Origin of the sequence: Amycolatopsis sp. NPDC051128, from assembly GCF_040682715.1 — a bacterium.
Lineage (GTDB): Bacteria > Actinomycetota > Actinomycetes > Mycobacteriales > Pseudonocardiaceae > Amycolatopsis.
Map to the genome: position 1 here is coordinate 19,583 of NZ_JBFBBN010000061.1, position 20,854 is coordinate 40,436.

Below are 20,854 nucleotides of genomic sequence, written 5' to 3' on the forward strand. Positions count from 1 at the left end.
ACCACGCCGGGCCGAGATCGGGCAGAGCGGACTACTCGCCGGACTGTCCTTGGTAGAAGATCGACGGGAACGGGATCGAATCGATGTCGCGCCGCCAGGCGGTGCGGATCTTGCCGAGCGTGCCGGTTTCGTGGGCGTTCTCGTCGCCCTCGTCGTCGGTGACGTCGAAGTGCCGGAGGCCGGTCGGGTCGTTGCCGACGTGCTCGACGAACACGCCCTGTTCGGCGAGCGCGACACCGGCGGCGGCGATGGCGGCCGGGTCGGCGGAGATCACGAATCGGACGGTCATGCGGCGTCTTCTCCTTGGGCTACTCCCTGGCTCACGCCAAGGCCAGCGGCGACACGGGTTCCGAGCCATCGGGCGATGCCGACCGGCACGGCGTTGCCGATCTGTTTCTTGACGTCGGCGGGTTTGCCGAGAAACCGGTACTCGTCGTCGAAGCCCTGCGCGCGGGCGCATTCGGCGTTGCTGACCAGCCGGTGATGCGGGACCCCGTCGATGATCGTGGCGACGGCGTGGTGGTTCCCGCCCGCCGTAACGGTCGCCAGTTGGTGGCGATCGGCTCGCCGTGCCCGCGCGTTGCGCCGGTAGGTCACCAGGTGCGGCACGCCGTCGTCGGTGATCTCGTCGATCTGCGGAGAGACGTACAGCCGCCGCGTGACCGGCCGACCCGGGTCAGGGTCGAGGATCTCGGACGCGGCGACCGGCGCGAAGGTAGGCAACGTCAGGTCGACGTCGACGCCGCGGGTGGCGACCGCGAACATTCGCTTGCGGTTCTGCGCGTGCTCGAAGTCCGCGGCGTCCAGGATGAGCACCTCGACGGTGTAGCCGAGTGTCCGGAGGCCGTCGAGCCACCAGGGGTAGAGCGTCCAGGCGGTGAACTCCGGGACGTTCTCGACGATGATCACCGGGTACAGGTGGACCTCGGCAGCCGCGATGATCGCGAACGCGGTGGCGCGGTCGACTGCCCCGGCGTCTTCCCGCCGTAGCTCGACGTCGATCGACGGCGCCTTTTGTCCGGACGCCCGGCCCTGCCTGCGGCACGAGGGGGAGCCCCACAGCACCGTCGTGCGCGGAAAGGTCCGCCAGTCCAGCTCGCTCAGGTCCTTGGTGCGGTGCTCGGTGTCCGGGTGGTTCAGCGCGTGCGTGGCCACCGCGAGGGGCCAGTGGTTCGCGGCGACCTCGATGGACATTCCCGCCTGGCGAAGCCCTTCGGAGGAGCCGCCGCCACCACAGAACAGGTCGGTCGCGGTGATCATGCGGGCACCGTCTCCGGGTTCAGCTCGCGGGCCATCTGCTCGACGCGCGTCAGCTCGACACGGCCAAGCATCTTCGCGTCGATCAGCAGCCGGCGGTCCAGCTCGACGAGCACGGACACGCGGTTGCCGGACACGAGGGTGCCGGACGCCTCCAGCTGGCCGGGGTGGTTGAGGTCGCGGCGGGCGACGATTGTGCGCCCGCCGAGTTCGCGTACCCACTGGTGGAACAAGCCGACCTCGCCGTGCGGGAGGGTGAGCGTCATCCCGAGCCCGTTGCATGAGAGGTAGGTGAATCGCTTGTCCTTGATCTGCCAGCGTTCCGCGTGCTCGATCAGGTGCAACACGATGTTCAGGTCGGTCATGGTGGTGCCTTCCGGTTCGCGGTGGTGATAGTCGCCGAGCGCGTCGAGGTAGACGGATCCCCATGCGTGGTGCAGAAAGGGGATCTCGGCGGGCGTGCGCTGGTCCCACGTGCGGATCAGCCATCCGCGGTCGTAGTACTCGTTTCGGGTATTGGTGATCCGGCCGTGGCACCCGCGGGTGCCGTCGCCGCACAGATGGACGATGTTCGTGGGGTCCCACGGGCCGTACTTCCGGGTGAGCCGGTGGTGCATGGTGTCGGCGCGCGCCAAGCCGCAGATCTCGCACAGGCCGGACGATCGTTCGCGCACGATGTCCTTGCACGTCTTGATGTTCACTTGATGCCTAGGCGCTTCTTGTAGGCGGTGAGCAGGTCCGGCCCGGCGGTGCGGAAGACGGCTACGTCCTCGGTCTGCCCCGCGTCCGCTGCGGCCTTTGCCGCCCACTGGTCGAAGCCGTTCACGACCGTGGCGAAGGTCTTTCCCTTGCCTTTCTGGAACCGCTTGATCTGGTCCCGGAGCCGCGCCGCGCGCTGCTCGTCGGTCAGCTTTGGTCCGGCCGGCTGCACCGCCCGGGGCGGGCGCCGCTGCTGCCACATCGACAACGCGATGCCGAACGACTGGCCTCCGTTGCGCAGCCCGTCGCCGATGGTCTCCTTCACCGCGCGGCTGCCGCGCTGGTTCGGTGCGTCGCCGTAGCCGAGCATGGTCTTCCCGCAGACCGTGATCTTCTGCCACAGACCGCCGAACCTGTCGAACATCGGCAAGCCGTCCGCGTCGTAGGCCAGCGGTTCCCAATTCCACATGGGATCCACCTTGTTCAGCCGCTCACGGACCCACGCGTGCCCGACGTACTCGACATCGTCGTGAGCCTCGGTCACGGTGGTACCGCACTCCGCGCACGGCTTCACCACGTGCTCGGCGCACTCGACGTCACGGGCCCAGCAGTCCGGACACCACACCTGCGGCCGGATACCGACCGCCTCGGGCGGGAACGGCGCGGCCAGCTCCGCGAGCTTTTCGGGCGTCATCATCAGGCGGTGCCGCCCGCGGTGGTTGCGGCCGGGTCGGCGAGCAGGTCCGGTACCTCGATCTGCCCAGCGCGCACCATCGCGGCCAGCACGTCGTACGCGCCGTCTGCCGTGCGGAACGACACCGTTGACGTCGCCGACGCCGTCACCGTGATACCGGGGATGTCGAGTTCACCGTCCGGCCCGGCGGGCGCGCCGTACTTCGCGGACGCCTCCATCACCCTGGCCCGCAGCGACGGCTTGACCTTCTCGCGCAGCTTCACCAGGTCGCGGGAACGCTCGTGCTCGTAGAGCGCGGCCTTCACCTGCTCGTCGGTGCCGATGATGTCGATCTCCGGCACGATGTCGTCGGGGTAGTGGGCCTTCGCCCATGCGGTGAACGCGGCCTCGTCGGTGACCTGCGCGACCTTCCCCGGCGCCGAGCGCGAGACGGTGCCGACCTTCACCCCGTCGACCTCGACCGGCCAGCGCGCGCCGCGCGGCAGCACCTTCTCCGCCGCCGCGCGCACCGACTCGTATGCGGCGACGGCTCGGTCGCTGACCATCCTCAGGGCCGCCACCTTCAACCACAGGTCGCTCACTCGGCACCGTCCTTTGCGGATTCGGCGGCCAGCAGCGGCCGACACACCCACTCGACGTTCTCGACGGTTTCGGTGACCTCGACCGTCGGCACGGCGGCGAGCGCGGCCGGGTCCCGCACGGTCTTGGTGACGGTTTCGATGCCGGTGACGACCCGCTCGCACACTTCCCCGCGCTGAGCGAGCGCTTCAGCGGTGAACCAGCCCCACGACAGCCGCAGCCTGTAGATGTCCTCGCCCACGATGTCTTTGTCGACCTTCGCGCCGTGAGCCATGCCCGCCCGCGCGATGGCAGCGAGCTGCGCCGGGCTGCTGGCGTACCAGGCGGTGACGGTGATCTTCTTGCTCGGCTTGAGGTACTCCGCCGGAAGTTCCGGGTTCGCCTCGACCATGTCGGCCAGCCGAAGGATTCCCGCGGCCTGCGCCCGCAGTGCCTCGGCCCGCTGCACGTGCAACGGCTTCTCGGTGGTGGTCATCGACTGGTTCCCTTCGGAGCGTTGGTCTCGGGGCGGGGGTGGGGCTGGAAGATGAATCCGGGGCCGACGCACGAGCAGGCGATCAGGCCGCTGATCACGGGTCGGGGAACGCCGCAGCGTCCGCACGGAAGCTGCACGCGGGCGGGCGCGGTCACTGCGCCTCACTCGACTGGTCGGCGGTGGCCTGCTGGTCGGCGGGCGGTTCGGATTCGTCGGCGTCTTCCGGGCGGGGTGCCTCGAACTTGGCGATGTTCTCGATCCACCGCGCGGAGTTCTTGACCTTGCGGACGATGCCCATCAGGCGACCGCCCGCGGGTGCCAGACCTCGACGTGCACGTCTCGGCCACCGGCTTCGTCGAGCAGCTCGCGCAGCACACCGGGTGCGCAGTGCCCGCACGCGTCCGGCACCGACGTGCGGGCGAACCGCTGCGCCGGGTCGGGGGCCGGGTAGAACCGAACGACGGTGCCGTGCCCGATCTGCCGGCAGTGCGTGCACTGGTCGCGGTCCATCTGCACCAGTGGCAGGACCCAAGCGCCGAGCCGGTACAGGTCGGCGGCGATGTCGAGCGCGGTGTTCCCCATGGCGTCGATCCGCGATAGCGGCACCGTGTCGTCGAGGCGCCGCACGCCGCGGGTGGTGATCAGTGGCAGCGTGGCCGCGGCGGCGGACGCGTGGTGCCGTCCGCCCGGTGTTGTAGTCTCCGTGCTGGTCAAGGCATTGCCTTTCGTGATCAAGGCGGGCCGGTGTTGCGAGCACCGGCCCGCTTTCGCGTGTCGAGGTGGCAACTGCCGCCACCAGGGCTTCGGTTTTTCTCCCGGCTTCGCGGGCGCCTTCGGCTCGTCCCGGTCGGGCAGGATCGGCGGGGAGTCGTACTCCGGGGTCTGCGTGGTCGTGTAGCCGTTGTCGGCGGTGACGTTTGTTCTCGGGTCGAGCCAGTCGATAAGGTCGGGTTCGGTCATCAGGGAGGTCCGATCTCTCTGGTGGTCAGCCCGTCTCGTGTTCCAGCACGGGGCGGGCGTCTTCGTTTCTGCGGGTGGTGCACCGGCGGGCCGGGCGGAACGCGTCAGCACCCGGCGCGCCGGCCGATCAGGCGGCCCGCACCAACGCGACCGCGCGGACCGGCGCGAGGACCGGCCGTAGCCGCGCGCGCTGCGCCTCGGTCAGTGGGGGAGCCGCGTCCACCAGGCGGGCAATGAACTCGTCGCGGGTCTCGCCGTCCGTACGGCGGATGCGGGCACCGTGCGTCTTCTCGGTGGCCAGTGACGACGTCATGCCGCGACGTCCTCGGCGGGACGCTTCGGGCCTGTGGTCTTCTCCTGCCGTCGCGCGGGTCCCGTGGGCTCGCGTTTCGGTTGCTCCTTGTCGGGCTGGCTACCGGCGCCCGTGGCATTGGCCAGGATCTCGGCGGCCACCGTGGACTCGTCCACGATCTCGGCGGTAACCGCGCGGTAGTCCTCGCCGGTCTCCTCGGCGAGCGTGCGACCAAGGGCGTAGATGCGAGTGAGGTGCATGGGCTGGGGACGTCGCTCGCGGGTGCAGTTCTGCACCGCTCGAACCGGGATTTTGGCCTTCGTGGCGAGCGTGGGGAGGTCCCAGCCAAGGGCGGCGGCAAGGTGCCGCACCTTGGGTCCGTTCAGGAGGGGCATACGGAGATCATGCGGGATCATGCGGCGCACCGTCAAGCATTGCACCGCATAAACCCGCGTAACGGGTTCACAACATGCGGTGTCATGCGGTACCATGCGTGCATGTCACGAGTACTGACTAGGGGTAACCATGGACGGCGCGGTCACCAGAAGGGGCCGGCGAAGCTAGCCCCATGCGGGACCATGCGGCACAATGCGCACATGGCAGGCAAGCGGTTGCGGACTGCGAACTACAGCGCGGAAGCGCGAGCGCGGCTCGGCGATGCTGTCACGAAGGCGCGCGAGGCGGCCGGCTACCAGTACCGGCCACCGTTCGTTCATGCCGCCAAGGCGGCCGGAATCAAGCTCAACGTCCGCAGTCTGGAGCTACTGGAGCAGGGCGACCCGGGCGTCGGTCAGTCGATCCTCTTTGCCGTGGGGCGCGCCTTGCCAGGGTGGACCGAAGACACGCCACGCGTGATCCTCGAAGATGGCCCGATCCCGCCGACCGAGAACGCGGGCGTGCCCCATCTCTCGCTCGTCGACTCAGCGTCCGCCGCGCCGCCCGGTCCTGAACTCCGCGACGACATCGAGCGGCAACTGTGGGCGATCTCGGCGCTGTCGGAGGAAGAACGTTGGTCCTACATCGACCAGCATCGAGCAAGGCAGGCACGCCGCTACGGGGATTGACCGGTTGGCCAGACGTCTAGTTGCTACGCAAGAGTGGTGAATGATTTACGCCGATTGGTCCATCCGAGTGGACTCCAATCGGAAATCGCGTAAAGCGCTCGCACGCGGATTAACTAGCGCGCAACGTGCATGTATGGCGTTTTTCGTAATCCTCCTGGGGGTGGTGGCGCTCATTGCGCTGGGTATCGCTGGATATGCGCTGTGGTACCTGCGTGATACGCGCCGCTGGCTCGAAGGTCACATGCAGGCGCGCGCACTCCTCGAAGACCCTCCGCCGGATGGCGACGGCAGAAGGCGTCATCTCCGCGTAGTCGCCGTTTTCGCACCGCTCGTCGCCGGCCTCGCGTTGGCCTGGAGACGGGTGAAGGATCACCCCGTCGGAACGGCGGCCACAGGTCTCGCCGCCGCCGGCGGTGTCGTCGTCGCCTTGGTCGCCAGCAGTCCTGGCGGCGGAGTTGAGCGCCCACCTGAAGCGCTTCCGCCGCCTACCGACTCGATCGCGCCCACTACGCCGGGTGCAACGGGGGAACCGCCGATCGCGACGTCATCGACTCCCAGCGGCATCACGACTGCGCCAGCTTCGACACCGCCCGACGGCGACGGGACCATGCCGGATCCGTCGACGACGCACACGCCGACCGGCTCACCGTCGATGTCCTCAGCAACGGTCGAGACGACGACCACGCCCGGAGAAACCGCTACCGCCACGACCATCACCACCGCCACGACCACGGCGAGCCGGCAATGCGTGCCCGGGCTTCACCTGGTCGTGCTCGACCTCTGCCTATAGCCAGTCGATCAGCGTGCGATCCTCCGGTGCGGCGCGCTTGCCGCGCCCGATAGGCAGCACCCGGATAGCCATCAGCGTGCGGATCACCTCGCGTTGCTGGGTGATGTCGAACCCTGGCCAGCGACCGCGCAGGCCAGGGCCAGCGATCGCGCGAAGCACCGGCGGCACGCGCGACGCTTTCGCCTTTCGTTCAGCTGCCTCGATCAGCGGTAGGTAGTGGCGTTCCATCCGTGCGAGTCCGCCGGGCGTCAACCGCTCATCCTCGGGCACGGTCGGCTCGGCCTGCTGGTAGTACCCCTCCAAGGCGGCGCGCAGCCGCTGCGCTTCCAGCTCGTGTTCCGCTGCGTCAGTGGCGCCTGCTTTCGTCGCCAGCAGCTCGGCGAAGTCCTCGCGGCCAGCTCGGCCAAACACGACGTCGCAGATGAACGGCTCGATCTCCGCCTGCCGCACCCCAACGCACCGCTTCTTGCACGCGTAGTAGTTGACGCCGTGAGCAGGCGTCACCCGCAGTACGCCCTCGCAGCGGTCGCACAACATCAGCCCAGACAGCAGGTGCTTAACCGCGCCGTCACGCTCCTGCGCTCGCCCCTCGGCTTTCAGGACTGCCACGCAGTCGAGGTGCTGCTTTTCCGTCAGGATCGCCGGCCAGACACCCGGCCCGAAGACCGCGCCCTGGTGCACCCGCTTACCCAGGTAGCCTGGGTTGAGCACGATCTTCTTGAGCGTCACCGTCGACCACCACTCGCGGCCAGCTGGCGAAGGGATGCCCTTATCGTGCAGGTGCTGGACCAGGCTGTTGAGCGACTTCTTCGCGCCGATCCAGTCGGCGGCTTCGCGCACTACGGCGGCCTCCTCTTCGACGATCACCTGTTCGACGAAGTCCTTAGTGATCTTGTCGTAGATCCGCGCATACCCGTACAAGATCCCGCCATACGGGCGGCCGGTCGCGGCGTGCCCCCGCACGTCCCGCTTGATGCGCAGCGACGTCTCTTCGCTGTCGTAAACGGCCTTCACACCGTCGTCGGCGAGCGTCTTCCAGTGGCGCGGCTTGGTCATGTCGTAGGTCTGTTCGTGGCTGGTGATGTGGATCAGCACGCCGAGGTCGCGGCAGCGTTCGAGAAACAGCGCCCACGTGGACAGCACCCGGCTCGCGCGGGCCGGCTCCCAAAACACGAGCACGTGCACCTTGCCGGAGGGCAGCACGTCGTCGACCAGCTTCACCCAGTCCGGCCGCTTCTTCCTCGCGAACCGCGACGCCGACATGTCGGGGTCGGCGAAGCTGCCGCCGTCGATCCAGCCGTTCTCTACCGTGACCGCCAGCCCCTCGGCGTTCTGCTCGGGGACCGACCGCGACAGCTTGCGCTTGTCGTCAGAGACCCGGTTGTAGCGCACCGCGACTAGCCCGGACGAGTGAACTCTCATACTTTCGAGCCTAACAGGGTCCTACGAAACTTGCCTGCAGACCTGTTCGTCTCTATGTACGGCCATCCGGTCGAACCTGGGGCGACACGCGCTAGACGTCTATGGCGGAATATCGGGCTCGCGCTAGATACGCCGATAGCTTGGCAGAGTGGACCCCATCCGCAACCCCTTCGCACCGGGCGCCGGGCAGCGGCCGCCCGAGCTGGCCGGGCGCGAGCGTGAGCTCAAGGCGTTCGAAGTGGTGCTGGAGCGGGTCGCCAGGGGGAGACCCGAACGCAGTCTCGTCCTCACCGGGCTCCGCGGCGTCGGCAAGACCGTGCTGCTCGGGGAGCTGCGCGCGATGGCCGTCCGGCACAAGTGGGGGGCCGGCAAGATCGAGGCGCGGCCGGACGCCGAGCTGCGGCGGCCGCTCTCCGCCGCGCTGCACCGGGCCATCCGGGACCTCGCCGTGCGGCACCGCGCGCCCGACCGCGTCGAAGAGGTCCTCGGGGTCCTGAAAGCGTTCGCCCTGCGGGCCAACAAGGCCGACGCCAAGCTGCGCGACCGCTGGCAGCCGGGCATCGACGTGCCCGCCGCCCAGGGGCGCGCCGACTCCGGGGACATCGAGATCGACCTCGTCGAGCTGTTCACCGACGTCGCCGAACTGGCCGCGGACGTCGGCACGGGTGTCGCGCTGCTCATCGACGAGATCCAGGACCTGCAGCCGGACGACGTCTCGGCGTTGTGCGCGGCCTGCCACGAGCTGTCCCAGTCCGGCGCGCCGCTGGTGGTCGTCGGCGCCGGGCTGCCGCACGTGCCCGCCGTGCTCTCGGCGTCGAAGTCCTACTCCGAGCGCCTCTTCCGGTACGCCCGCATCGACCGGCTCAGCCGCGAGGACGCCGACTTCGCCGTGATGGCGCCGATCGAGCGCGAAGACGCCGGCATCGAGCCCGAAGCCCTCGACGCGCTCTTCGACGCGTCCGGCGGTTACCCCTACTTCATCCAGGCCTACGGAAAGGCGGCTTGGGACGCGGCGCCGTCCGATCCGATCACGGTCAAGGACGTCCAGGTCGCCGCGCCGGAGGCCGAGTCGGAGCTCGCCGTCGGCTTCTTCGGTTCGCGCTACGAGCGGGCGACACCGGCCGAGCGCGAGTACCTGCTCGCGATGGCCGAGCTGACCCAGGGCCGGGACGAGCCCGCCGGCACCGCCGACGTCGCCGTGTTCCTCGGCCGGAAGCCGTCGTCCCTGTCGCCGGCGCGCGACAGCCTGATGAAGAAGGGCCTCGTGTACTCCGCCGAGCGGGGACACATCGCCTTCACCGTCCCGCACTTCGGCCACTACCTGCTCGGCCGCGACTGACCTGGCCGTTCTCCGGCTCTCTCACGGTCTATCAGCGTCGCTAGCCAAGTATCGGAAAATTGCTAGATAACCTTAGACATCGGTAGCGGGTTGCCTCGCCGTGACCGCCGCCACCTTAGTCTCTCCGGTTTGACGCCTCGTTTGCCGATGATTCATCGGCTAGTGCGCCAGGTCACCGGATATTCATTGGAATCCTTGTGAAAAAAGGTGCATACTAGAGCTACAAGCCACCAAGAACCCTCGAAGGGGATGCAGAAACCGATGAACAACATCGCCGCCAAGCTCCGTGCCCACCGCGCCGAGGCCCGTACTCGCCGGGCGCTGAACCGGGCGATCGACACCGCCGCGACCGCGACGGTCCGTCAGGAACTCATCGCGATCGCGCAGGCTCGCTCGGGCTACATGCGCTGATCTCTCACCCCGTAGCGGTCACCCATTCGAGTGACCTATGCCACATAGTGCGCGCGGTGTAACGCCTCGCGAAGTGGCGTCGATACCCAGTACGACCCCGTGATGCTGGCGGACCCCCGACCTGGCAGCATCACGGGGTTTCCCATTTCCCCGAAACTCCCTTGCCGGCGCCGACGTGCGCAGTAATATTTGACTTCGTCAACGAACTTGTTGAGGTGGTCAATGAACGACGTACAGCTCGCCGGCCGGGTGGCCGCGGTCCGCGCCTTCAACCGGCTCTACACCGCGGTCATCGGCGTACTCGACGAAGGACCGGCGGACGCCGAGTACTCGCTGCCGGAAGCCCGGGTGCTCTTCGAGCTCGCCCACCAGGACCCCATGCCGGTGACCGAGCTGCGGAAACGCCTCGACCTCGACGCCGGCTACGCCAGCAGGCTGCTCGCCCGCCTCGAGTCACGCGGGCTGATCGTGCGCGAACGGTCCGACGAGGACGCCCGCCGCCAGCTCGTCCGGCCGACCGCGGCGGGCCGGGACGCGTTCGCGGTGCTCAACCGCCGGTCCACCGAGCAGATCGGCGGGCTGCTGGGCCGCTTCGCCGACGAAGACCAGCAGCGCCTGCTGACGGCGATGCGCACGATCGGGGACCTGGTCGGCGACCGCCGTCGCGACCCGGCCCTCGTCCTCCGTCCGCCACGACCGGGTGACCTCGGTTGGGTGGTGGACCGTCACGGCGCGCTCTACGCCCGCGAGTACGGCTTCAACGCCCGGTTCGAGGGTCTTGTCGCACGCGTCGTGGCCGGCTTCGCCGACAGCCAGGACGATCCGCGGCAGGCGTTCTGGATCGCCGAGCTCGACGGCGAACGCGTGGGCAGCGTCGGCTGCGGCCGGGCCGACGACGACATCGCCCAGCTGCGGCTGCTTTTGCTCGAGCCGTCGGCACGCGGTCACGGCGTGGGCAAGCGGCTGGTCACCGAGTGCGTCGAGTTCGCCAAGGCGCACGGCTACCGGGCGATGGAGCTGTGGACGATGTCAGCGCTCGCCGCCGCGCACGCGATCTACCGCTCCGCCGGGTTCGAACTCGTCCGGGAAGAACCGTACGACGGCTTCGGGCCGGCGATGACCCGCCAGGAGTGGCGGCTCGAGTTCTAGCGCGGCACCCGGCCGAGCAGGTAGAACTCCGGGTTGGGGCGCAGCGCGGTCAGGTGTGCGAGCCGGTTCGACATCGCGAACAACGCCGTGATCGCGCCGACGTCCCAGATCTCGTCGTCGGTCAGGCCAGCGTTGCGGGCCGCCTCGAGGTCGCCTTCGCCGAACAATGCCGAGTCCTGGGCGAGGGCGAGCGCGAGGTCGACGATCGCGCGGCCGCGCTCGTCCAGTTCCACCTGCCACGGGTTGGCCGACACCCGGTCGGCCAGCTCCGGGTCCTTGGCACGGATCCGCAGGATCGCGCCGTGCGCGACGACGCAGTACGTGCAGTGGTTGGCGCCGGACGTCGCGACGACGACGAGTTCCCGCTCGGCCTTGCTGAGTCCGCCGGCGCGTTCCATCAGCGCGTCGTGGTAGTCGAGGAACGCGCGCAGCTCGGCAGGCCGGTGGCCGAGCGCGCGGAAGATGTTCGGCACGAAGCCGGACTTCTCCGCGATCGCGCCGACGCGCTCACGCAGGTCGTCGGGCAGATCTTCGAGTTCCGTCACCGGGAACCGGCTCACCGCGTCGCTCATCGAACTCCTTTCGGGGGTCCGGGTGGCGAAGCCCCCGGCCCGGGGCGAAGCCCCGGTTGTCACAGGCTTCCACGCTAGCCGTGGTTGGCTGTTCCCGTGACGGACTACGTCGACGGGTACTGCGAACGGGTCGCGCCCGGGCTCTGGGGAGAACCGCTCAACAGTCTCACCAACCTGGCCTTCCTCGTCGCCGCCGTGCTGGTCTGGCGGCTGGCCGCGGGGGACCGGACCGGGCGGCTGCTCGCCGCGCTCATCGGGCTCGTGTTCGCCACCAGCACCGTCTTCCACCTGCTCGCGACGCGCTGGGCCGCCGTCGGGGACTCGGTGGGCATTCTCGTCTTCGCTCTGGTGTACGCCGTCTTGCTCACCCGCGCGTTCTGCCGCCGGCGGTTCGCTTGGCTCGCCGCGCCGGCGTTCCTCGCGCTCACCGTTGTCACGGCGTTGCTGGGTGGCGGTCTCTACCTCAGCGCACTCATCGGCCTAGCGGCCTTCGCAGCCGTACTCGCCTTTGAGCGTGACGCCTACTGGGCGCACTTCGCCGTGGCAGGGGCGATCTTCGCGCTTTCCTTGTCGTTGCGCGCGGTCGACCGGGACGTGTGCGACTACGTCCCGGCCGGCACGCACTTCCTCTGGCACCTGCTCAACGGGGTGGTGCTCTGGCTCGTCTCGCGGGTGCTCGTCCTCAAGAACCGTCCTTAGTGGACGCCGATCGGGCGCAGGTTCTTGTCGTGCTCGTCGGTGTGGTAGTCCTCGGGCTCGGTGTCGTCGGTGCCGTTGAACACCTTCAGCTGCCGGGCGACCACCGTGACGATCGCCGCGACCACCAGGTTGCCGATCAGCGCCACGAAGCCGACGTAGATCTGCACCTGCGAACCCGCGAACGGGTGCCAGCCGAAGAAGGACAGGTTGCCCAGCGGCAGCGCCGAACCGCCGAAGTGCAGCTTTCCGTTGGCCGGGTTGGGGATGCCGTACAGCATGATCAGGCCCCAGCCGATGCCGACGACCCAGCCCGCGATCAGGCCCCAGCGGTGGAACCAGCGCGTGTACAGCGCCAGCGCCACGGCCGGCAGCGTCTGCAGGATCAGCACGCCGCCGATGAGCTGGAGGTCGATCGAGAACTGCGGGTCGATCAGGATGATCACGGCCACCGCGCCGAGCTTCACGACCAGCGAAGCCAGCTTCGCCTGCTTCGCTTCTTCCTGCGGAGTCGCGTTCTTGCGGATGTACTCCTTGTAGATGTTGCGCGTCCACAGGTTGGCCGCGGCGATCGACATGATCGCGGCCGGCACCAGCGCGCCGATGCCGATCGCGGCGAACGCGATGCCGGCGAACCAGGACGAGAAGGTGCTGTCGAACAGCACGGGGACGATGGTGTTGCCGTCCGGCTTGCCGGTCGCCGCGTTCGTCAGCGGCTTGACGCCTGCCGTGATCGCGACGTACCCGAGCAGCGCCAGCAGGCCGAGCACCAGCGAGTACGCCGGCAGCGCGACCATGTTCCGCTTGATGACGCTGCGGCCGCGCGAGGCCAGCACGCTGGTCAGCGAGTGCGGGTACAGGAACAGCGCGAGCGCCGAACCCAGCGCCAGCGTCGCGTACTGCAGCTGGTTGTTGGCGGTCAACAGGATGCCGTCGGCCTTCGACGGCGTCTTGTCGAACTTGGCCACCGCCGTGTCGAAGATGTGCGACCAGCCGCCGAGCTTCGAGGGCAGGTAGATGATCGCCACCAGGATCACGATGTAGATGAGGATGTCCTTGACGAACGCGATCAGCGCGGGCGCCCGGAGGCCGGACTGGTAGGTGTAGAAGGCCAGGATGACGAAGGCGACCAGCAGCGGCAGGTGCCCGACGATGCCGGAGCCGTTGATCCCCATCGTCCGCAGCACGGCTTCGAGGCCGACGAGCTGCAGCGCGATGTACGGCATGGTCGCGACGATGCCGGTGATCGCGACCAGCAGCGCGAGGATCGGCGAGCCGAAGCGCCCGCGCACGAAGTCGGCCGGGGTGACGTAGCCGCGGACCCGCGAGACCGACCACATCCGCAGCGCCGGCAGCAGCACGATGGGGTAGACGACGATCGTGTACGGCAGGGCGTACAGGCCCAGCGCGCCGGCGCTGAACACCAGCGCGGGCACCGCGACGAACGTGTACGCCGTGTAGAGGTCACCGCCGAGCAGGAACCAGGTGATCCACGAGCCGAATTTGCGGCCGCCGAGGCCCCACTCGTCCAGGTGGTCCAGCGTGCTGCCCCGCTGCCAGCGCGAGGCCATGAAGCCGAGGACGGTGACCAGCGCGAACAGGATCGTGAAGATGATCAGCTCGGGCCACTGCAGGTTGCTCATCGAGCGTCCCCCTCGTCCAGGTCTTCGACGCTCAGCTTGTCCGGGGCGTCAACGGTCGGCTTCTCCCGCGTCATCATGTAGACGATCCAGGTGCTCAGCACCCCGATCCCGACGAAGAGGAACTGGAACCAGTAGAAGAACGGCAGCCCGAACAGCCGTGGACCGTCCATGTTGAACAGTGGCGTGACCAGGACCAGCAGCGGGACGATCAGAAGCAGATTCCACGGGCTGAACTGGAACCCGCGGACCTTTCCGTCGTGCTTCACAGTCGACATCGGACCTCACCTAACACTCCCGTAACCGACCGCCTGACCTTAGAACCTCGGTGACGGCGCGTCACGTCGGTCCGGTATCGATTTGATCGCCACGCGGAAAAGCTCTCCGACGAACGTGGGTTGCCCCGCCGGTACGCGGCCGATATCAATAACCCGACTCCGCACGCGCATACCCGATAGGGGCAACTGAATGACTCGACTCCGCTACGCGGTGGTGATCCCGGCAATCGCAGGCACCCTGCTGGCCGGGTTCACTCCTGCGTTCGCAGGTCAGGAGGTCGCGGCCGGTAAGCAGCCGCTGAACTCCACGAACATCCCGCCTCAATACGCGAACCAGAAGCTCGACTGGCACAAGTGCGCGGTTCCCGCCGAACTGCCGACGGCCCCGCCCGCGGGCGCCGAGAACATGGAGTGCGCGACCTACAAGACGCCGCGTAACTGGTACCAGGCGAACGCCCAGATCGACCTGACCATCGCGGTCAGCAGGCTGAAGGCGACCAAGGACGCGACCGCCAGCGTCGTCACCAACCCCGGCGGCCCCGGCGCGCCCGGCCGCAACTTCCCGGCCCGCCTGCGCAACCAGCAGAAGCTGCGCGAGCACCAGGAGATCGTCGGGTTCGACCCGCGCGGCACCGGCAAGAGCACCAACATCACCTGCGGTGGCGCCATCGGCACCGGCTCGGACCTCGACCCGCGTGACCGCGACCGCCAGAACCTGAACCTGATCCTGCAGGCGACGAAGTACGCGGCGCTGTCCTGCCAGCAGAAGTCCGGCGAGCTGGGCCCGCTGATCAACACCGACCAGACGGTCAAGGACATCGACCTGCTGCGCGTGCTGCTGGGCCGCGACAAGATCAACTGGGTCGGCTACTCGGCGGGCACCTGGATGGGCGCGCACTACGCGCAGGCGTACCCCACCCGCACCGGCCGGTTCGTGCTCGACTCGGCGGTCGAGTTCACCACGACCTGGCAGAAGTCGTTCGACTGGCAGCCGCTCGGCTTCGAGCGCCGCTTCCGCCAGGACTTCCTCCCGTGGGTGGCGAAGTACGACAAGCTCTACCACTTCGGCACCACCGGCGAGGCGGCCCGCCAGACCTACGAGCAGGTCCGCTACGCCCTGACCCAGGGCGCGGTCACCCTGCCCGACGGCTCGACCGTCTCGGCCAACGGCCTCGACTCGGCCATCGCGTCGAGCATCTACTCGAAGCGGGCCTTCCCGGGCCTGGCCGACTACCTGGTCAGCGTCCGCACGCTGACCCAGGGCACCGCGTCGGCGCAGGCCAAGGCGTCGGCCGCGCAGAAGGTCAAGGCCGCCGACAAGAGCACCGAGACCTCCGGCGCCCAGCCGCTGATGGTCCCGACCGACGGCGACTCCTACGACGCCAGCTTCTGGACCATCCCGTGCAACGAGGGTCCGTGGACCGGCACCACGAACAGCGCCATCAGGGACTCGCAGAAGCTGATCGACAAGCAGCTGCCCCTGCTCGGCGCCGGCTGGTTCATCCAGCCGTGCCTGTTCTGGAAGAAGCCGCCGTCCCCGCTGCCCGTGCTGGACGGCAAGGGTGTCCCGCCGGTGCTGATCGTCGAGTCGGAGCACGACCCGGCGACGCCGCTCGAGGGCGCGAAGCGCGCGCACCAGGCGTTCGCGGGTTCGCGGATGCTGACGATCACCGGTGAGGGTGACCACGGCATCTACGCCGGCGGCAACGCGGGTGTGGACAAGGTCGTCGAGGCCTACCTGGTCGACGGCGTCGTGCCGAACGACCAGCGCCTGCCCGGCATGCCACTTCCGGTGCCCGCGGGCGCCTGAGGGCACTAGATGTGGTGGGGCCCCGTCGAGCTTCGGCTCGGCGGGGCCTTTTCCACACCTGTGCACAGAGTTGTCCACAGGCGGTGGACAACTCCGAGTGGGATCAGAAGTGGTATTAGAATCGGCGCCATGGTGCGAGTGCCGCTGACCGACGAAGAGCGCGAACGGGGCGAACGCCTCGGCCAGGCCCTGCGGACGGCGCGCGCCGGCCGGAGCATGGTCGACGTCGCGGCCGAGGCCGGGATCTCGGTCGAGACGCTCCGGAAGATCGAGACCGGCCGCATCCCCACGCCGGCGTTCTTCACGGTCACGGCCATCGCGGACGCCGTCGGCCTGCCGCTCGACGAACTGCGAGCGACCGTCACACCCGCCGCGTCACCACCGCTTTCCCAGGCGAGTTAGACCGGACGCAGCTGCCGCAGGATGTGATCCCGGTCGTTGAGGAACGCGCAGCCGGGGACCGGCAGGTCGTAGCTGTTGAGCAGCCTCTCGAAGTCGGAGAACTCGTCGGCCGAGAAGTTCAGGCCGACCTTGACGGCGTGCGCGGCCAGCACGTCGGCCAGCTCCTCCCACTCGCCGGCCCACAGCAGCGTGCGGTATTGCGTGTAGTCCTCCGGCCTGAGCCGGCTTCCGACCGTCGTCAGCACGGAGTCGGCGAAGAAGCTGATCCGGTTCTCCTTGAGGTCGGCGACCGTCGGGTTCGCCGGGTCGCGCGCGCTGTCGGCGTTGCGGATCACGCCGGGCCCGGCCACCGGGTAGCCGGTGTGCACGTGCCCGTTCTCCTCCACCAGCACGATGAGGTGCACGTTGAACCGCTCGCCGGCGCACCGCCAGCGGCCGTTCTGCTGCCGGCGCCTGGCCTCGCTGGGGTCGTTCGCGACGTCCTTGATCACCGAGATGATGTGTTCGTCGCTCCAGCCGGGCGGAAATTCGCTCGTCGCTCTGCGCCTGACCCCCGGTGCGTGTCCGCCGCCCACAGGCTGCTCCCTTCGTTGTACCGAGGGTAACGTGCGAACGGGCCAGGAGGATGCGCCGAACGACCGAATGCCGCCCTGTCAGGTGATCGCGGAGAGCAGCACCAGACCGAAGATCTGCAGGTCGAGCCCCCGAAAGAGCTGACGAACGAGGTTGGCGGGCAGCGGACCCATTGGCGTGTCCACGAACGCCGGGTTGCCGTAGTCGATCGCGCCGCGGGTGACCGTGCGGAGGATCGAGAGCACCGACAGCGGCACGGCGAACCACGCGGTGACGGCGAACGACGTCCCGGCCGCCAGGGTGACCACGGCGAGCAGCGCGGCCCAGAGCAGGCCGACGCCGGCCAGCACGAGGCCGTGGGCCAGCACCAGCTCGCGGTTCCCCGACCCCAGCCACCGGCGCCGTCCCGGGTTGCGCCAGAGCTCGCCGAGCCCGCCGCCGAACGGCGTCAGCGCGACGTACGCGCCGATGCCGACCAGGACCGCGCCCGGCATCGTGGGCACCGCGATGTGCGCGATGACGACCGCGAAGCCGACCAGCACCGCCGCGCCCGCGTACCGCGACCGGCCGAGCGTGCCCGCCCAGGCCAGCCGCAGCGGCGTCGGGCGGCGCAGCGAAAACCGCCCGATCGGCGCGGACGACGGGAGCAGCATCATCGGGTCGAGGAAGGTGACGGCGACCGAGCGCAGCACCCGGCCGTCCCAGCCGGCGAGCAGCACCGCCCGGCCCGCGCGCGAAACCGGCTCGCCGCCGAACGCCAGCGGCAGGGCCGCGACCAGCACCCCGGCCGCGACGACCTGCACGGTCACCGGGCCGAGGCCGAAGGCGGCGATCCCCAGCCCGAGCACCGCGAGCACCAACGGGCCGAACGCGTCGAGCCGGAGAGCCGTCCGCCGCGCCGTTACGAAGGCCACGACTCCCGACGCGGCGACGACGGCGACGGCCGCACGCCACTGGTCCAGCCCGGCACCACCGATGGCGAGCAGCAGCGCCGCCAGATAACCGGTCACCGCCACCACGCCGGTCCAGGCGCCGAGGAGCCGCAACGCGACGACACGTCCGCGGTCCACCGGCGCGAAGTCCAGCCAGGTCAGCTCGGCCGGCTCGGCCCACGCGAACCCGCGGCGGAGCAGGCCGCGCCAGCCGACCGCGCAGCACAGCGTGAGCAGCCCGAGGACGGCCGGGAAGTCCACCCGCGACGAGCCGTAGACCGCCGGGCGCCAGGCGTCGACGTGGAAGAACGCCGTGAACAGGAACCCGAAGCCGAACAGGAAGACGAAGCTCGCCGTGTCGCCGCTGAAGATCCCGCCGAACCGCTTGCGGCCGGGGATCCGCATCCGGCGCGGCGCCAGTGTCACCATAGTTCGAGGACGCTGTCCGCGGCTTCCAGCAGCGGCGGGTGGTGCGTGGCCACCACGACCGCCGCGCCGGCCGCCGTCGACCGGGCGATCAGCTCCACCAGCCAGTCCTTGCCCGCCACGTCCAGCGCGCGCTCCGGCTCGTCGAGCAGCAGCACCCGGTGGGGGCGCGCGGTGACGCCGAGCAGGAGCAGCCGGCGGCGCTGGCCGGCGGAGAAGTGCCCGGCCGTGACGCGCATGCGTTCGCCGAGGCCGGCGTCGCGCAGCAGGTCCTCGTGGTCGCCGAGGTCGGCGCCGAACGAACCGGAGAGGAGGTCCAGGTGCTGCAGCGGCGTCAGCTCGGCGAAGAAGTCGGAGTCGTCGAACAGCACGGACACCTTGCGGCGGAACTCGACGTCCCGCTCGTCCGGCGCCTTGCCGTCCACCAGCACGCGTCCTCGCTGTGGCTTCTGCATGCCGTAGAAGCAGCGCATCAGGGTCGACTTGCCGACTCCGTTCGGCCCGACGATCGCGGCGCACTCGCCGGGGTCGACGGAGAAGTCCAGGTCGTCGAACAGCCAGTGCTCGCCGGCCCGGACGCCGATGCCCGTCGCGTCGATCATCGGAGGTGTTCGAGCACGGGGGCGAACTGCTCCATGTTGTGCTCCAGCACGGTGTAGTAGGTCAGGCCGAAGCGCTCGCGGTGCGCGTGGAGTTGCTCGGCGACCTCGGCGGGCGAGCCGACCAGCGCGGTCGGGACCTCGGCGAGCTGGTCGACGCTCAGCGCGCCCCGCGTCAGCTTGGCGAGCTCCTCCAGCGCCGACGCGCGGTCGTCGGTGATGCTCACGAAGTGGCAGAGCAGGTTGAACTCGGCCTCGCGGTCACCGAGCTTCGCCCGGACGAACTTGACACGCTCTTCGATATCTTCGGCGCTCGCCGGGACCACCGCGGCGCCGTCCGGCGTCTTGGCGGTGCCGGTGAAGCCGATGATGTCGGCGTGCTCGGCGGCGAGGGTCAGGATCCGGTCGCCGCGGCCGGCGAGCAACAGCGGCGGCCCGGCCGGGCGCACCGGCGCCGGCTTGTGCTCCGGGTCCGCGTACCGCCGCTTGAGCTCGGTGATCGTCCGCTCGAGGTGGTCGACGCGCTCGCGCGCGGGTGGGAACGGCATCCCGGCGGCCTCGAACTCCGCCTTGACGTACCCGGCGCCGAGGCCCAGCTCCAGCCGCCCGTCGGTGAACTGATCGGTGCCCGTGACCTCGCGCGCGAGCAGCACCGGGTTGTAGAAGGGCGTGTTCAGCACGAAGGTGTTGACCTTGACCCGCTCGGTGGCCTCGGCGGCGAGCACGAGCGCCGGGAACGGCGGGGCCATGCCGAGGTGATCGGCCACGGAGAGGACGTCGAAGCCGAGGTCCTCGGCCTTGCGGCACTTCTCGACCCAGACGGCGCGACTGTCCGGCACGACCATGTTGACACCGAAGCGGAAATCCCCAGTCATATGACCAAGATACTCATCGGCCGTGCAGTCGCTCGATCACCGGGGCCAGCCGCGTGAGATCGTCCTCGATCACCGTGAAGTAGCTGATCCCGAGTGTCTCGCGGGTGCGCAGCAGCTGGTCGGCGACCGCTTCCGCGGACCCCACGAGGACGGTCGGGAGCTCGGCCAGCTCGTCGACGCCGAGGTCCGGCACCCGCCGGTGGACGAAGTCCAGCGCCGCGCGCCGGTCGCCGGTGATCCGGGTGACGTGGACCAGCAGGTTCAGCTCGGCGTCGCGGTCACCGAGAGCTTTCCGCGCGAACTCGACGCGTCCGGTGAGCTCGGCGGCGTTCGCGAGCGCCATCCGGCCCTCGGTCTTGGCCCCGGCGGTGCCGGTGAACCCGACGATGTCGGCGTGCTCGGCGGCCAGCTTCAGCACGCGGTCGCCGCGCCCGCCGAGCAGCAGCGGCGGACCGGGCTTCCGCACCGGCTCCGGCTTGTGCTCCGGGTCGGCGTACCGCCGCTTCAGCTCGGTGACCGCGTGCTCCAGCCGCGCGAACCGCTGCCCAGGCGTGCCCCATTCGATGCCGGCCGCGCGGAATTCCGCCTCGACGTACCCCGCGCCGAGCCCCAGCTCGAGGCGGCCGCCGGTGAACTGGTCGGTGCCCGTGACGTCCCGCGCGAGCAGCACCGGGTTGTGGAAGCAGGCGTTGATGACGAAGGTGTTGAGCCGGACCCGTTCGGTCGCCTCGGCCGCGAGCACCAGCGCCGGGAACGGCGGCGCCATCCCGAGGTGGTCGGCCGCGCCGACGACGTCGTAGCCGAGGTCTTCGGCCTTCCGGCACTTCTCCACCCACTCGGCCCGGGATCGGGGCACCACCAGATCGACGCCGAACCGGAACGGTCTCATGGACCCGAAGCTACCGGGGAACGGAAGAAGG

At 69.3% G+C, this 20,854-nt stretch carries 27 protein-coding genes; 8 read left to right on the forward strand and 19 right to left on the reverse strand.

What is annotated here, in order from left to right:
* Positions 1-31: 31 nt before the first annotated feature.
* The 10 genes from AB0M82_RS39665 to AB0M82_RS39710 all read right to left on the reverse strand — a co-directional run bounded on the left by AB0M82_RS39665 (position 32) and on the right by AB0M82_RS39710 (position 5,351).
* Positions 32-289, reverse strand: a complete 258-nt coding sequence (locus tag AB0M82_RS39665) for a hypothetical protein (RefSeq protein ID WP_364733694.1) — start codon at positions 287-289, stop codon at positions 32-34.
* The gene (locus AB0M82_RS39670; protein WP_364733697.1) at positions 286-1,260 is read right to left on the reverse strand and encodes a DNA cytosine methyltransferase; all 975 of its coding nucleotides are present in this window, start codon (positions 1,258-1,260) and stop codon (positions 286-288) included. Before AB0M82_RS39670 ends, AB0M82_RS39665 begins: the two co-directional genes overlap by 4 nt.
* Positions 1,257-1,931 (reverse strand): hypothetical protein, encoded by a 675-nt coding sequence (locus tag AB0M82_RS39675; RefSeq protein ID WP_364733700.1) that lies wholly within the window; start codon positions 1,929-1,931, stop codon positions 1,257-1,259. Before AB0M82_RS39675 ends, AB0M82_RS39670 begins: the two co-directional genes overlap by 4 nt.
* A 23-nt stretch (positions 1,932-1,954) precedes the next feature.
* Positions 1,955-2,653 carry a hypothetical protein gene (locus AB0M82_RS39680; protein ID WP_364733702.1) on the reverse strand — a complete coding sequence of 233 codons (699 nt, stop codon included), beginning with the start codon at positions 2,651-2,653 and terminating at the stop codon, positions 1,955-1,957.
* Complete coding sequence (locus AB0M82_RS39685) at positions 2,653-3,231, reverse strand: hypothetical protein (protein WP_364733704.1); 579 nt, start codon at positions 3,229-3,231, stop codon at positions 2,653-2,655. Before AB0M82_RS39685 ends, AB0M82_RS39680 begins: the two co-directional genes overlap by 1 nt.
* Positions 3,228-3,704 (reverse strand): hypothetical protein, encoded by a 477-nt coding sequence (locus AB0M82_RS39690; protein WP_364733706.1) that lies wholly within the window; start codon positions 3,702-3,704, stop codon positions 3,228-3,230. Before AB0M82_RS39690 ends, AB0M82_RS39685 begins: the two co-directional genes overlap by 4 nt.
* 151 nt (positions 3,705-3,855) lie before the next feature.
* Positions 3,856-4,002, reverse strand: coding sequence for a hypothetical protein (locus tag AB0M82_RS39695; protein ID WP_364733709.1), 147 nt, complete (start codon positions 4,000-4,002; stop codon positions 3,856-3,858).
* Complete coding sequence (locus tag AB0M82_RS39700) at positions 4,002-4,664, reverse strand: hypothetical protein (protein WP_364733711.1); 663 nt, start codon at positions 4,662-4,664, stop codon at positions 4,002-4,004. The genes AB0M82_RS39695 and AB0M82_RS39700 overlap by 1 nt, the downstream gene beginning before the upstream one ends.
* A 127-nt stretch (positions 4,665-4,791) precedes the next feature.
* On the reverse strand, positions 4,792-4,977 hold the full coding sequence (locus AB0M82_RS39705; protein ID WP_364733713.1) for a hypothetical protein: 186 nt from the start codon (positions 4,975-4,977) through the stop codon (positions 4,792-4,794).
* Positions 4,974-5,351 (reverse strand): hypothetical protein, encoded by a 378-nt coding sequence (locus tag AB0M82_RS39710; protein WP_364733716.1) that lies wholly within the window; start codon positions 5,349-5,351, stop codon positions 4,974-4,976. Before AB0M82_RS39710 ends, AB0M82_RS39705 begins: the two co-directional genes overlap by 4 nt.
* 201 nt (positions 5,352-5,552) lie before the next feature.
* On the opposite strand from AB0M82_RS39710, the gene AB0M82_RS39715 reads away from it, so the two are divergent.
* Together AB0M82_RS39715 and AB0M82_RS39720 are read left to right on the forward strand one after the other, a co-directional pair.
* Positions 5,553-6,020 (forward strand): hypothetical protein, encoded by a 468-nt coding sequence (locus AB0M82_RS39715; protein ID WP_364733718.1) that lies wholly within the window; start codon positions 5,553-5,555, stop codon positions 6,018-6,020.
* A gap of 133 nt (positions 6,021-6,153) precedes the next feature.
* Complete coding sequence (locus tag AB0M82_RS39720) at positions 6,154-6,810, forward strand: hypothetical protein (RefSeq protein WP_364733720.1); 657 nt, start codon at positions 6,154-6,156, stop codon at positions 6,808-6,810.
* On the opposite strand, the gene AB0M82_RS39725 is transcribed toward AB0M82_RS39720, so the two are convergent.
* Positions 6,805-8,202: a recombinase family protein gene (locus AB0M82_RS39725; RefSeq protein ID WP_364733722.1), complete on the reverse strand. Its 1,398-nt coding sequence runs from the start codon at positions 8,200-8,202 to the stop codon at positions 6,805-6,807. The two genes, AB0M82_RS39720 and AB0M82_RS39725, sit on opposite strands and share 6 nt — an antisense overlap.
* 178 nt (positions 8,203-8,380) lie before the next feature.
* On the opposite strand from AB0M82_RS39725, the gene AB0M82_RS39730 reads away from it, so the two are divergent.
* The 3 genes from AB0M82_RS39730 to AB0M82_RS39740 all read left to right on the forward strand — a co-directional run bounded on the left by AB0M82_RS39730 (position 8,381) and on the right by AB0M82_RS39740 (position 11,131).
* On the forward strand, positions 8,381-9,571 hold the full coding sequence (locus AB0M82_RS39730; protein WP_364733725.1) for an ATP-binding protein: 1,191 nt from the start codon (positions 8,381-8,383) through the stop codon (positions 9,569-9,571).
* Positions 9,572-9,820: 249 nt separating this feature from the next.
* Positions 9,821-9,982, forward strand: coding sequence for a hypothetical protein (locus tag AB0M82_RS39735; protein ID WP_364733801.1), 162 nt, complete (start codon positions 9,821-9,823; stop codon positions 9,980-9,982).
* 222 nt (positions 9,983-10,204) lie between these two features.
* Entirely contained in the window at positions 10,205-11,131 is a 927-nt protein-coding gene (locus tag AB0M82_RS39740) for a helix-turn-helix domain-containing GNAT family N-acetyltransferase (protein ID WP_364733727.1), read from the forward strand.
* Here AB0M82_RS39740 and AB0M82_RS39745 read toward each other — a convergent pair.
* Positions 11,128-11,703 carry a peroxidase-related enzyme gene (locus AB0M82_RS39745; protein ID WP_364733729.1) on the reverse strand — a complete coding sequence of 192 codons (576 nt, stop codon included), beginning with the start codon at positions 11,701-11,703 and terminating at the stop codon, positions 11,128-11,130. The genes AB0M82_RS39740 and AB0M82_RS39745 overlap by 4 nt on opposite strands.
* A gap of 96 nt (positions 11,704-11,799) precedes the next feature.
* On the opposite strand from AB0M82_RS39745, the gene AB0M82_RS39750 reads away from it, so the two are divergent.
* A complete protein-coding gene (locus AB0M82_RS39750; RefSeq protein ID WP_364733731.1) occupies positions 11,800-12,402 on the forward strand; it encodes a hypothetical protein in 603 nt (200 codons plus the stop codon).
* On the opposite strand, the gene mctP is transcribed toward AB0M82_RS39750, so the two are convergent.
* Together mctP and AB0M82_RS39760 are read right to left on the reverse strand one after the other, a co-directional pair.
* Entirely contained in the window at positions 12,399-14,042 is a 1,644-nt protein-coding gene (mctP, locus tag AB0M82_RS39755) for a monocarboxylate uptake permease MctP (RefSeq protein WP_364733734.1), read from the reverse strand. The genes AB0M82_RS39750 and mctP overlap by 4 nt on opposite strands.
* Complete coding sequence (locus tag AB0M82_RS39760; RefSeq protein ID WP_364733736.1) at positions 14,039-14,317, reverse strand: DUF3311 domain-containing protein; 279 nt, start codon at positions 14,315-14,317, stop codon at positions 14,039-14,041. Before AB0M82_RS39760 ends, mctP begins: the two co-directional genes overlap by 4 nt.
* A gap of 190 nt (positions 14,318-14,507) precedes the next feature.
* On the opposite strand from AB0M82_RS39760, the gene AB0M82_RS39765 reads away from it, so the two are divergent.
* Together AB0M82_RS39765 and AB0M82_RS39770 are read left to right on the forward strand one after the other, a co-directional pair.
* Entirely contained in the window at positions 14,508-16,127 is a 1,620-nt protein-coding gene (locus AB0M82_RS39765) for an alpha/beta hydrolase (protein WP_364733738.1), read from the forward strand.
* A 129-nt stretch (positions 16,128-16,256) separates the two neighbouring features.
* Positions 16,257-16,529, forward strand: a complete 273-nt coding sequence (locus AB0M82_RS39770; protein ID WP_364733739.1) for a helix-turn-helix transcriptional regulator — start codon at positions 16,257-16,259, stop codon at positions 16,527-16,529.
* On the opposite strand, the gene AB0M82_RS39775 is transcribed toward AB0M82_RS39770, so the two are convergent.
* The 5 genes from AB0M82_RS39775 to AB0M82_RS39795 all read right to left on the reverse strand — a co-directional run bounded on the left by AB0M82_RS39775 (position 16,526) and on the right by AB0M82_RS39795 (position 20,823).
* Complete coding sequence (locus AB0M82_RS39775; protein WP_364733741.1) at positions 16,526-17,104, reverse strand: hypothetical protein; 579 nt, start codon at positions 17,102-17,104, stop codon at positions 16,526-16,528. The two genes, AB0M82_RS39770 and AB0M82_RS39775, sit on opposite strands and share 4 nt — an antisense overlap.
* Positions 17,105-17,182: 78 nt before the next feature.
* Positions 17,183-18,463 (reverse strand): hypothetical protein, encoded by a 1,281-nt coding sequence (locus AB0M82_RS39780; protein ID WP_364733744.1) that lies wholly within the window; start codon positions 18,461-18,463, stop codon positions 17,183-17,185.
* Entirely contained in the window at positions 18,457-19,062 is a 606-nt protein-coding gene (locus AB0M82_RS39785; RefSeq protein ID WP_364733746.1) for an ABC transporter ATP-binding protein, read from the reverse strand. Before AB0M82_RS39785 ends, AB0M82_RS39780 begins: the two co-directional genes overlap by 7 nt.
* Positions 19,059-19,934 carry an LLM class F420-dependent oxidoreductase gene (locus AB0M82_RS39790; protein WP_364733749.1) on the reverse strand — a complete coding sequence of 292 codons (876 nt, stop codon included), beginning with the start codon at positions 19,932-19,934 and terminating at the stop codon, positions 19,059-19,061. Before AB0M82_RS39790 ends, AB0M82_RS39785 begins: the two co-directional genes overlap by 4 nt.
* Positions 19,935-19,947: 13 nt before the next feature.
* Complete coding sequence (locus AB0M82_RS39795) at positions 19,948-20,823, reverse strand: TIGR03621 family F420-dependent LLM class oxidoreductase (protein WP_364733751.1); 876 nt, start codon at positions 20,821-20,823, stop codon at positions 19,948-19,950.
* Positions 20,824-20,854 lie beyond the last annotated feature (31 nt).